An 11,507-nucleotide genomic window follows, 5' to 3' on the forward strand; every position below is an offset into this window, starting at 1 on the left:
AGACTGCATGGATATGAACGAGGATGGGCTGATGGAATATCGTGAGCAGGTGGTGGTGTTCAGGAAGGGCGGTATCAACCATATAGCGCGTATCATCACCTATGTGGATATCAAGAAAGGAAAGATGCCAAAGTTGGTGTCCTTGCTTACCAACGACTTTGACATGTCCATGGAGACTATCGTAGCCATCTACCGCAGGAGGTGGCAGATAGAGACTCTTTTCAAGCAGATAAAACAGAACTTCCCGCTTAGATACTTCTATGGGGAGAGTGCCAACGCCATCAAGATACAGATTTGGGTTACACTCATTGCCAATCTATTACTGTCACTGCTGCAAAGCTCATTGCAGAGGCGGTGGAGTTTCTCAGGGCTGGCTACTATGGTGCGCATTGTACTTATGGAATACCTCAACATGAATAATTTCTTCAACATGCCGGATGCCGACATGAAACTCATGCTTGAAGCAGCGGCTGAATCGCCACCCGAGGTAACAGAAAATGAATAAGGGGGCTTGTCACTAACATGCTGTCATCCGAACTATTGTGTCTCAATGAGTTGGAATGAGGATTTCTATGTTTAGCGGACAGTAATATTTAATAATAAAGTAATTCTGCCCATAACTATAATTCTGCAAAACAAGATACAATAAATCGGGGAAAGAAGTGTTATATTACCAAACAAAACAATAATGAACATCTATATCATCATCTGCCTGATATCTTTCTTGGTGAGTGCTGCATGTGGTTTCATCATCATACCACAGATACTAAATTTTTGTAAGGAGAGGCATCTTTATGACATACCAAATAAAAGGAAGATACACAAAAACGCAATCCCCAGATTAGGAGGGGTTGCTTTCCTGCCCTGTATGTTGGCAGCCACTGTAGTGGCTCTCGTGGTGTGGTCATACGCATATAATGGGAAGAAGATAAGCGTAAGTCCATGGACATATTTCTTCGCCTTAGGCATACTCATTATTTACATCACCGGCTTAACGGATGATTTATTTGGGGTCAAGGCTAAGAAAAAACTTATTATTCAAATTTTTTCAGCCTCACTATTACCTATATCATGGCTATATATTAATAACATGTATGGATTTTGCACCATACATGAGATACCCTTTTGGATAGGAGCGCCATTAACAGTAATAGTGCTTGTGTTCATAATGAACGCCATAAATCTCATTGATGGCATCGATGGTTTATCAGCAGGCTTATCGTTTATAGCCTTATCCGGTTTCTTATATGGATTCTTCTTGGAACAGATATGGGTATATTGTATTTTAATCGCAGGGCTTATGGGCGTATTAATATCCTTTTTATACTTCAACATATTTGGAAAAATTGAAGACAACAGGAAGATATTCATGGGCGATTCCGGCTCGCTTACATTGGGATATATACTTGGAGTGTTATTGATAAAGTTTTGCATGAATAACCCACACGTCATGAGCTATAGAAAAGAATCAATGTTCCTATCCGTTACTTTATTGATAGTTCCGGTATTCGATGTCTTCAGGGTTATCATTACTCGTCTATTGCATAAAAGGAATTTATTTCAACCGGATAAGAATCATATACACCATAAATTAATGAGAATGGGGCTTAAACAACATCAGGCATTGGTTGGAATTTTGTTATTGGCATTCTTTTTTATACTATTCAACACTTTAGCAAATGGCGTTCTAAATGTTACAACGATTATTATCGCTGATATTGTTTTATATACCTTGTTACACGTTCTTATTATAGATAGGTTAATAAGACGCAGGGGGTTATCACCATTTCAGTAGTTCTAAAATTTGACGAACTTAAACACTCGGTTACCTTCTCTCAACAGCAATTTATCCTTTGAGGTTTGGAAAGTAAAAGTTACCTCCAATCCATCTATAGCATAGAACTCAAGCAAAGAAGGATCCGTAATAAGTTCATCTCCGTTTTCACGATCATATCTATATGGAGAACTTAAAACAAGCGTATTTCCATCTTTCTTATAATAATAGAGCACACGCATATAGATATCACCTTTGGTCTCCAATTGAAGGAGTTTGCTTTGGAACGACCAAAATATGTTTTTATCAAGATAATCCACTGTTCTACCTTCCGTTTCTATTGAAATCAATCGCCACGTACCTTCCAGCTCTCCGGGCGCATTATCGGTTTCAAAAGAGCATGCCGAGAAGGATAAGATAAGGAAGAATAAAAAAGGATACAAGAAAATGGTTTTGTTCATATCATCTATCAATTAAATAATCCGACCTTGGCAACTACGAATTGGAAGCCATAGTTGATGCCGCCTAAAATAGAACCGAAATCTACCCCACAGCGACCTCTCAATGTAACGCCACGCAACCAATGGCTATTTGGTTTATGAAAGCTATAGGAGGTTTCAACGAGCATACTCATATTATGTCGTTTCTTCGAGTAAGGAGCATCGTAAGTGCCCCAACCCTCCTGATAAGTGGTCAAGAAACGCCAAGTGGTAAACTCAGTCGGACGACCACTCAAACCAATATGGTAGGCAATAAAACGATTGTTGCCGATATAGATATCCCCATTCTTATCATAGATGGGCGAGAGATATAACGGATTGCCCATTACTTGCCCCCAATGCTGATAGCCGGGATAGATATAATGATTGTAGTAATCGTCCTTGCCTCCTATATGATCGGGAATTGCCGGAGTATGGTCATGATAAATGGGACCGCTCTGATACTTGGTATAGAGATATTCAAAGACGAAATCATTAATCCAATGATTGGGATTGTAATTATATTCAAAACCCAACATCCAATCCTTGACATCATAGACAAGGTATTTCTTCTTCTTACGTATTTGCCATTCATCTCCCGACCCATAGCCATCATAGTCAAGCTGGAACATGGATGAATGGTCTTCAAAGAACTTATCGGCATAGATAGAGAAACTATGCCAATCACCGCTATATTTTATCTTTGCCACCCAACTCCCCAATTGGTCTCCCTGAACATTTTTATAGGTAGATTCAATAACGTCTGAACCTCCTGGGAAAAATGCCTTCCAATAATCTTTCACGCCCGTACCTCCATCAACCTTATCTATACCTCCCATATCATTGGGGATATAAGAAGTTCCGCCAAACAAGCATACCATCTCAAGTCCTAACTCGAAAGACCATGGGCAGAACACCTCTTCATTGGCAATCTTCAGGTATCCAGCTTTAGAATGATAAAGAACATTATCGGCATATTTTGACTTTTTAGCCGTAAAATCGTGCTGCCAATTATCGTCCGTCATCACCCCATAGGCTATATGCCCCTTCAGATGAAGCCAACCATTGCCAAAGGGAAGTGTCCAATATTCTGGTAGAGCCAGACGTACTTGAGGAACGGGACGAGCATTGATACCCAAAGTTTGGGAACCGGAACTTAACGCGTTGTTTTTCAATTCCATAGGTTGCTCTTTCGCGCCAATGGTAAGCGTTCCATGCCACCATTTTCCTTCAACGTAGGCTTGTTGTATTACAATATTACTGGTATAATTGACAGGTACAGCTATATCCAATCCATATCCTATCCCCCATTTTTTAGCATTATCAACTGACAAAGGTCGTTCTATCGCACCGCGAACATAACCATTCAACTTCTCAAGCGAACTTAACCCATATTGGTTGGCATTGAGCCATAATGGGGTCTTATTTCCAGAGAAACTCCCTGATGTTTCCAACTTATATTGAATATTTTGGAAAATGGGATTTTGGGTAGAGTCGTTCACAACTTCCCTCTCGACAGAAGCCTCAACGGATAGGAAGATGAATAGTGCAATGAGTATAGAGAATAGACGATTCATGATGCAAATTATTAACATGGCAAAGATAGTAAAAAAATATAATCTGCCGATGTCTTTCCCAAAAAAGTTGGCTCGTAAAGTCAATAATTATGTGGAAGTACAATTGCAAGAAAAGAATAATCAGTTTTAATATTTTTTCTTTTAAGGAAAAGACTCTAAAGTAGTCAACTTAAATCAGGAAACTATAAAGTATTTCATTTAGCGATTAACCCCAAATCGATGATTATGAAATAACACTATAAGACTTCCATACGATAGCCATCATTTTTCGTAAGTATAGGTATTGCATCGTAATACCTTAGCTTTTGGATGGCAAAAGATAAGCTTTTAGAGTGCAAAAGGTAAGCTTTTGAAACGCATAATGTAAACAACTGGTAATCAGGCTATTTCTTTATTAAAGATTTCCATTCCATTAATATACCTATCAGGTGCTTGTTTGTCCTATGGAATGTGCGCATGATTATTCTTTTTGCTTACGAATTGAAAAGGAAAATATGCTTTCACTCAAATTGACCATTAGAAACCAATTTAAAAGTGAATAAATCTTTAATGATTGATTTGGTTAAAGCGTAGTCAGGGGAGATATAAAAGTAAAGTAATTACTAAAAGACCGAAATAAAAGCTCGGGACTCTTTCGGAATAATCCATAAATGGCACTTCCACTTCCCGACATTTGGGCGTATAATGCTCCTTGTTTGTAAAGTTCTCTTTTTATTTCCTTCAATGCAGGATGCGAAGGAAAGATAGAGTCTTCAAAATCATTGGTCAGTATGTTTTTCCATTCACTTATTGGTTGTTGCACAGATTTTTCACAACTCATCATGGGAGTATTCGGATGAATGTTAGAAAAGGCTTCTTTAGTCGAAATTGCAATGTCAGGTTTAATAATCGCGATATGATATCCATTTAAGGAAATCTGACGTGAATCAAGAGGAGTTAATTTATCACCAATACCACTTGCGAAACATGGGGTTGAATGAATAAAAAATGCGCAATCCGCACCTAATCGAACAGCATAACCAATGAGCTGTTCCTCTTCGATATTTAATTTGAAAAAAGCATTTAAAAGTTTCAACATATATACAGCATCCGAAGACCCACCTCCTAAGCCTGCTTGCGATGGAATTCGTTTTGTAAGCTTCACGCGAATACTTGGCAAGCGAAAATCTTTTGCAAGCAGTTTGAATGCTTTAACTATCAAATTTTCTTGCGGAGTGCAATCGAGTTTATCTCCATTTTCTTCCAAATAACATTCCGGATTGGCAGAATACTGTCCGACATCAATTAGTTCCAAGGTGTCGCACAAAGGAACAGGATAGAATACTGTCTCAAGATTATGGTAACCGTCATTACGCTTGCCCACTATGTTTAATCCTAAATTTATTTTGCAACATGGATGCAGTATCATAACTATATATTAATTTATAATGTGATGCAAAGATAGAAAACTTAACGTATTATGGTGGTTAGATTTAAAGATTTTTTGTAATTTTGTGGCGTTATGCCTGAAAAGAAAAGTTCAACATCAAAAAGGACCGGTCGCCGTCAACAAGCGACAATCGATACGTCATTTGGTCATCTTCAACCACAAGCAGTTGATATAGAAAAGGTTGTGTTAGGCGCATTAATGATAGATAAAGATGCGTTTACCGTTGTATCTGAAATTTTGAGACCGGAGACATTTTATGAGCCTCGACATCAAAAGATATATGAGGCTATTCAATCTCTGAACTTGCAACAAAGACCGGTTGACATTATGACTGTCGCGGAGGAATTGCGACATAAAGGAAATTTAGATGATATAGGGGGACCAACCTATATTGTCGAATTAAGTTCTCAAGTAGCTTCCTCAGCACACATAGAATATCATGGGCATATTCTTGCACAGAAGTTCTTGGCGCGCCAACTCATTCAATTTGCCTCGATGATTGAAACTGATGCGTTTGATGAGACAGTTGATATTGATGAATTAATGCAAAAAGCCGAGGGCAATCTTTTTGAGCTTTCTCAAAAAAACATGGCGCAAGATTATACACAGATTGACCCAATTGTGAAACAAGCGCACGAACTGTTGCAAAAAGCCGCATCAAATAAGGACAACGGAGGATTAACCGGTGTACCTACCGGATATAAGAAGCTCGATGAGATAACGGCAGGATGGCAATTATCCGACCTTGTCATCATTGCCGGACGTCCGGCAATGGGTAAGACTTCTTTTGCTCTGAGTTTAGCAAAAAATATAGCCATTGATAACCGTTTGCCATTGGCATTCTTCTCACTTGAGATGAATAATGTTCAATTAGTTAATCGACTGATTTCAAACGTATGTTCCATACCGGGTAATAAGATATTGAGCGGACAACTTACACCGGATGAGTGGGAGCGTTTCGACAATAATATCAGGAAAATGGATGGTGCCCCATTTTATGTCGATGACACACCGGGGTTGTCTGTTTTTGAGTTGCGTACAAAGGCACGGAGGCTTGTGAGAGAACATGGTATCAAGATACTGATGATCGACTATCTACAATTGATGAACGCCAATGGAATGAAATTCTATAGTCGTCAGGAGGAAGTATCAACTATCAGTCGCTCACTGAAAAGTTTAGCTAAAGAATTGAATATTCCTATCCTCGCATTGTCTCAATTAAATCGTACGGTCGAACAACGTGATGGAATAGAAGGTAAAAGACCCCAGTTAAGCGACTTGCGAGAATCCGGGGCAATTGAACAAGATGCGGATATGGTACTTTTCGTGCATCGACCGGAATACTATCACCTTTATCAAGATGAAAAAGGGAATGACCTTCACGGCATGGCACAGATTATCATTGCCAAACATCGTAAAGGCGCAACAGGTGATGTTCTCTTAAATTTCCGAGGCGAATATACCCGATTCTCAAATCCAAACGAAAACGATTATTTAACTTCTCCACTTAATTCGGAAAACAATTTCGAAGGAGAGATAATTGGGAGTAAGATGAACGATGACCCATTTCCTGCCCCACCTAAAAATGGCAAACCGGATTTTTAAAGTCATAGCTTAAGGATGAGTTGGTAGGGTGTGTCGGTAAAGATATCAAAGGGTGAGTTTTCTGATGCAAGAGGATAAAAATACTATATACCCCGCTATGCTTCTACTATTGTTCGACTTTTTTCTTCTATTTAATAGACTTTTTTTGTCCAACTCGGTGATTTTATGTAAATTTGCCCTAAAATATTATCGTTAATACGGAAATGAGACAACTAAAAATCACACAGATGATAACCAATCGTAATGGAAGCTCTCTGGATAGATACCTTCAAGAGATTGGACATCAGGATCTCATTTCTACAGACGAGGAAGTCGAACTCGCTCAAAGAATCAAGAAAGGAGACCAAAAGGCACTTGAGAAACTAACGAAGGCTAATTTGAGGTTCGTTGTATCGGTTGCGAAACAATATCAAAACAACGGATTGTCGTTATTAGATTTAATTAACGAGGGAAATCTCGGACTGATCAAAGCAGCAAAGAAATTTGACGAAACAAGAGGGTTTAAGTTTATTTCTTATGCGGTATGGTGGATACGTCAGAGCATCATGCAAGCAATAGCAGATCAAAGCAGATTAGTGAGAATTCCCATCAACCAGTCCGGTACAGTAAAAAGAATTCAAAAGGCTTATGACAAATTTGAACAAGAGAATGGAAGAATGCCGAGCGTTGACGAGATTGCCGATGATATAAATCTTCCTCAAGACAAAGTTGAAGAAGCGATGAATGTTGAACATTCTCACATTTCAATAGACGCACCTCTGAACAGCGATGGCACCAAATTAATCGACGTGTTGCCTAACAAAAACCTATTACCGACTGACATACAACTGATCGAAGAAGGACTATATAAAGAGATTAAAAGAGCTTTGCAAAGGCTAACGCTTAAAGAGCAGATTATTGTTAAGGCTTTCTATGGTATAGATCAAAAAGAAATGTCTTTGGAAGAAATTGGTGAAAAAACGAACTTGACACGCGAGCGTGTAAGACAAATAAAAGAGAAGGCAATAAGCAAACTGAGAACTAACAATTCAAGTGAAGAACTGAAATCATATTTAGGACAATAAATTACATAAAATGAAAATATACAAACTTATTCTATTCGTCCTCCTTTTTTTAGGAGTAACAACCACCGGGACTGCAAAAGGCTATATCAAGACACATGTTTATATGTTTGGGGTAGCTGCATCATTTAATGACTCTACGGTATATTTTACGGATATTCAACATGTAGAAGTATATCTGGTTGATAACCGGACACATTTCCTCGTAAACCGAGATGACTATGCCTATCAATTAAAGAACTATCTTCAAAACACGAAAGAGAATAGACATCCGACATGCTTGGTGGTGTTTGCTGAGACAGAGAAAAAAGCCATGAAAAAGTATGTTAAGATGCAAGCGAAATATACAAAGACGAAAAGAAGATATATAGTAAATGGCATCAGCTCTAAACTTTTCAGTTTTTCAACCGTTGCCCCGGATGCAGAACAAATAATTGTTAATGACAAGAAATTAAAAAACCAGGCAAACACAGAGTTATAATCTTAACCAACATACTTCAAATGGTAGCATATGACTTTAGAATAGCAGAGCTAAGTGTTCGCATAAAATTTCAGAAAACAGATGTAAACGATATACATTTGTTACCTTCATTTCGACCATTCCTGACGAACTCTATAGATAATGAAATATTATTCCAACTGACGGTAGATGACACATTACAACCTGCCACTAAAGAAGAGAGGGAGAGAATTAGAACATTTGATACCGGGAATGGCGATACGATAGTGGACAAACTGCCGAATGGAGGATATCAATACATCATCAAGAATGTTGAGAATGCCGATTGCTGTTTGCTTCAGACAAACAAAGATTTCACAGAATGCAAGTGCGCATTAAACGGTCATCACAACATGAGAATGTTCGGATTGAATAATGCGCTTATGCTCATATTCGCATTTGCCGGAGCTCGAAAAAACACGTTGCTTATCCATGCCTCATTGGTTAGAAACAATGGATTCGGCTATGCGTTTATCGCTAAAAGTGGCACCGGGAAATCCACACATGTAAGTATGTGGCTGAGGTATATGCCGGGAAGCGATTTGATGAATGACGACAACCCCATTATCAGGATCATTGATAATGAATTATGGATTTTTGGAGGTCCGTGGAGTGGTAAAACACCTTGCTATAGGAATGTGAAAGCGAAGTTAGGAGCAATCACCAGAATTGATAGGGCGAAAACAAATTCGATAGAAAAGCTAAAACCTGTTGAAGCCTTTGCATCCATTCTTCCCTCTTGTTCAAGTATGAAGTGGGATTCTGACATTCATAATGCTATTTGTGATACAATTACGAAAATTGTAGAAACCACCGGAGTTTATACACTGCATTGTTTACCTAATGAGGAAGCTGCACAAGTTTGCTTCCGCACCATATCAAAAACCAGTGATGTCTGAAAAGCCATTATCCAAATCAGAATTACTATTAAGCAATGCAGAGTTACTACCAGAAATTGTAAAGTTGCTTAATGAGGGACACACAGTAACGCTAAAGCTCAAGGGAAAATCCATGCGCCCATTTTTGGAAGACAACAGAGACATGGCGTTGCTAACCAAACCGAAACAAATAGAAGAAGGAGAGCCGGTGCTGGCAGAGATAGAACCGGGACATTATGTGCTCCACCGCATTGTTAAACTAAGAGGTGAAAATATAACTTTACTGGGAGATGGAAATCTTACTCCCGAACATTGCACAAAACAAAATGTTGTGGGTACAGTAATTGGATTTTACCGCAAAGGCAGGACAGAGCTCGACAAAATCGATGGTAAGAAGTGGAAGACATATAGCTATATTTGGATGCATCTCTACCCTATAAGAAGATATATACTGGCACTCTACAGAAGAATATGGATTCCATTGTTTGGTGCTATATAATAATAAAAAAAGATTAACAAAATTATGAAAGCAAAAAAAGGTTTCAATCTCCGTCAGGTATGCGGAGAATATATTATTGTTTCAGAAGGTGAAAATAATATTGATTTCAGCAGTATCATCTCAATGAACGAGAGCTCTGCATTCCTTTGGCAGGAAGTTCAAAAAATGGAGTCTTTCACCATTGATGATTTGGTGAGGAAAACGACTGAACAATATGATGTTGAAGATGAAACTGCTCGACATGATATTATCGAACTTGTGGCACAATGGGGGAAATCAGGTATTATTGAAGGCTTTGATATTCCGGAAACAGAAAAAGGTGGAGAGTCTGAAGTATCACCAAGCAATAATGAAAGTTCATTAAAAAAACAACCGGACAACAAGAAAAAAAGCCTATTTAAAAGATTATTTAAAAACTAATCAGCACATAAGAATTAGTATTCAAACAATTGTAATTTTGAAACCAACAAATTATAAATTCTAATATGAAAGCATTACTTCTATCTGTTCTGGCATTGGGAATAACACTCACGACAGACGCACAAACTATCTTCAAGGCAAACTTTAACCAAGGAGACACAACCATCTATCAGTCTAAATCTAATTTAAAAATCAACGCTCCCATGGGAGGAACACAAGAAATTGCCATAAAACTCAATCAGCGTTATGTTGTTCTACATAAAAACAACTCAGGATATCGCTTGGAATTCACAATCACAAAGGTAGAGTATGAGGGAAACAAAGAATTGAAAGATCAAATGAATGATGTCATATCCAAGTATTTCTATAATATTCCGATGATCTATATAACCAACCTTGACGGAAAGATCACCAAAATTGAAAATTATGATGAAGCTGTAGGAAAAGCAAGCAAGAATGCCATCGCTGACATAGAGGAACTATATAAGAAAAATCCTAATATAGAAGCGGTGATGCCAAAAATAAAAGCAATCATGGCAATCAGTGAACAACTTTCAGAAAAAAACCTTATAGAGGATATAAACTCTAACACATTTTTCTATTATTACGGCAAAATACTGAAAACCGGAGACAAAGAAGAAAGAAAATTCCCACAGGGCATCAAAGGCATAACGACATACACCGTAACAACAACTTCTGACGAAACACAATTACATTGCACAAGCAAGAGCAATATGACTGAAAAGGATGTAAAACAGATGATTATAGGAAATATGAAGAAAACGGGACTGGGAGAAGAGGTTACATCCCAAATAGAAAATAACTGGGGGCAAATGCAGAGCATGGGCATGACAACTCTAACCTTTAATTCAGACGAAGACTACACGTTTCTTCCTTCCGGTTGGATGACAGATTATGCCTCAAACAGCACAGCCAAGGTAATGGGAATGAATATGCAGTTTGACCTCAAGACAAAGATAGTCTCAAAAAATTGGTAAGCAGTATCTAACCGTCTCATATTTACACAGTTCAAAACTTCTAAGTAGTCTCGCCCTTAAAAAGTAAACAACCTATTGATTACCAACAAAATAACTTCTTTATAATTATAAATTATTACTGTCCGCTAAACATCCCACATTTTTTATGAATTAGGGCTGACACTTCTCACGAGGTATCAGCCCTTTTTGTTATCTTTGCTTTTGTTTCCAAACTCAGATAACATGGGCAAAAGTACACATTTCTTCGGACAGCCGGTATATGGTCAGCTGATAAAATCTCTCGACCAT

General features: G+C 38.1%; 12 protein-coding genes. 9 read left to right on the forward strand and 3 right to left on the reverse strand.

Going from position 1 to position 11,507, the window contains the following annotated elements; all coding sequences use genetic code 11:
• On the forward strand, positions 1-505 hold a 505-nt coding region (locus E0E16_RS04925), incomplete at its 5' end, for a transposase (RefSeq protein WP_130829736.1).
• A 183-nt stretch (positions 506-688) separates the two neighbouring features.
• Positions 689-1,795 (forward strand): MraY family glycosyltransferase, encoded by a 1,107-nt coding sequence (locus tag E0E16_RS04930; protein ID WP_130829298.1) that lies wholly within the window; start codon positions 689-691, stop codon positions 1,793-1,795.
• Positions 1,796-1,797: 2 nt separating this feature from the next.
• Here the strand turns inward: E0E16_RS04930 and E0E16_RS04935 are convergent, their stop codons facing one another.
• From E0E16_RS04935 to ispE, 3 genes are all read right to left on the reverse strand, one after another.
• Positions 1,798-2,235: a lipocalin-like domain-containing protein gene (locus E0E16_RS04935; protein ID WP_130829300.1), complete on the reverse strand. Its 438-nt coding sequence runs from the start codon at positions 2,233-2,235 to the stop codon at positions 1,798-1,800.
• A gap of 8 nt (positions 2,236-2,243) precedes the next feature.
• Positions 2,244-3,830 (reverse strand): capsule assembly Wzi family protein, encoded by a 1,587-nt coding sequence (locus E0E16_RS04940; protein WP_130829302.1) that lies wholly within the window; start codon positions 3,828-3,830, stop codon positions 2,244-2,246.
• A gap of 562 nt (positions 3,831-4,392) precedes the next feature.
• Entirely contained in the window at positions 4,393-5,238 is an 846-nt protein-coding gene (gene ispE / locus E0E16_RS04945; protein WP_130829304.1) for a 4-(cytidine 5'-diphospho)-2-C-methyl-D-erythritol kinase, read from the reverse strand.
• Positions 5,239-5,331: 93 nt separating this feature from the next.
• On the opposite strand from ispE, the gene dnaB reads away from it, so the two are divergent.
• The 7 genes from dnaB (at position 5,332) to E0E16_RS04980 (ending at position 11,219) form a co-directional block, all read left to right on the forward strand.
• On the forward strand, positions 5,332-6,864 hold the full coding sequence (dnaB, locus tag E0E16_RS04950) for a replicative DNA helicase (RefSeq protein WP_130829306.1): 1,533 nt from the start codon (positions 5,332-5,334) through the stop codon (positions 6,862-6,864).
• Between the two features lie 203 nt (positions 6,865-7,067).
• Complete coding sequence (locus E0E16_RS04955; protein ID WP_130829307.1) at positions 7,068-7,928, forward strand: sigma-70 family RNA polymerase sigma factor; 861 nt, start codon at positions 7,068-7,070, stop codon at positions 7,926-7,928.
• A 10-nt stretch (positions 7,929-7,938) separates the two neighbouring features.
• Positions 7,939-8,406: a hypothetical protein gene (locus E0E16_RS04960; RefSeq protein ID WP_130829308.1), complete on the forward strand. Its 468-nt coding sequence runs from the start codon at positions 7,939-7,941 to the stop codon at positions 8,404-8,406.
• 20 nt (positions 8,407-8,426) lie between these two features.
• On the forward strand, positions 8,427-9,323 hold the full coding sequence (locus E0E16_RS04965) for a hypothetical protein (RefSeq protein ID WP_130829309.1): 897 nt from the start codon (positions 8,427-8,429) through the stop codon (positions 9,321-9,323).
• Positions 9,316-9,801, forward strand: coding sequence for a S24 family peptidase (locus E0E16_RS04970; protein ID WP_130829310.1), 486 nt, complete (start codon positions 9,316-9,318; stop codon positions 9,799-9,801). The genes E0E16_RS04965 and E0E16_RS04970 overlap by 8 nt, the downstream gene beginning before the upstream one ends.
• 24 nt (positions 9,802-9,825) lie before the next feature.
• Positions 9,826-10,221, forward strand: coding sequence for a PqqD family protein (locus E0E16_RS04975; protein ID WP_130829311.1), 396 nt, complete (start codon positions 9,826-9,828; stop codon positions 10,219-10,221).
• A gap of 65 nt (positions 10,222-10,286) precedes the next feature.
• A complete protein-coding gene (locus E0E16_RS04980; RefSeq protein ID WP_130829312.1) occupies positions 10,287-11,219 on the forward strand; it encodes a hypothetical protein in 933 nt (310 codons plus the stop codon).
• The last annotated feature ends 288 nt before the right edge of the window (positions 11,220-11,507 follow it).

The organism is Prevotella rectalis, from assembly GCF_900607215.1.
Classification (GTDB): Bacteria; Bacteroidota; Bacteroidia; order Bacteroidales; family Bacteroidaceae; genus Prevotella; species Prevotella brunnea.

What these genes read in the sequence shown, in the direction of transcription:
- E0E16_RS04930 (WP_130829298.1), top strand. Translation starts at nt 689, where the DNA reads ATGAACATCTATATCATCATCTGCCTGATATCTTTCTTGGTGAGTGCT.
- E0E16_RS04935 (WP_130829300.1), bottom strand. Translation starts at nt 2,235, where the DNA reads ATGAACAAAACCATTTTCTTGTATCCTTTTTTATTCTTCCTTATCTTA.
- E0E16_RS04940 (WP_130829302.1), bottom strand. Translation starts at nt 3,830, where the DNA reads ATGAATCGTCTATTCTCTATACTCATTGCACTATTCATCTTCCTATCC.
- ispE (WP_130829304.1), bottom strand. Translation starts at nt 5,238, where the DNA reads ATGATACTGCATCCATGTTGCAAAATAAATTTAGGATTAAACATAGTG.
- dnaB (WP_130829306.1), top strand. Translation starts at nt 5,332, where the DNA reads ATGCCTGAAAAGAAAAGTTCAACATCAAAAAGGACCGGTCGCCGTCAA.
- E0E16_RS04955 (WP_130829307.1), top strand. Translation starts at nt 7,068, where the DNA reads ATGAGACAACTAAAAATCACACAGATGATAACCAATCGTAATGGAAGC.
- E0E16_RS04960 (WP_130829308.1), top strand. Translation starts at nt 7,939, where the DNA reads ATGAAAATATACAAACTTATTCTATTCGTCCTCCTTTTTTTAGGAGTA.
- E0E16_RS04965 (WP_130829309.1), top strand. Translation starts at nt 8,427, where the DNA reads ATGGTAGCATATGACTTTAGAATAGCAGAGCTAAGTGTTCGCATAAAA.
- E0E16_RS04970 (WP_130829310.1), top strand. Translation starts at nt 9,316, where the DNA reads ATGTCTGAAAAGCCATTATCCAAATCAGAATTACTATTAAGCAATGCA.
- E0E16_RS04975 (WP_130829311.1), top strand. Translation starts at nt 9,826, where the DNA reads ATGAAAGCAAAAAAAGGTTTCAATCTCCGTCAGGTATGCGGAGAATAT.
- E0E16_RS04980 (WP_130829312.1), top strand. Translation starts at nt 10,287, where the DNA reads ATGAAAGCATTACTTCTATCTGTTCTGGCATTGGGAATAACACTCACG.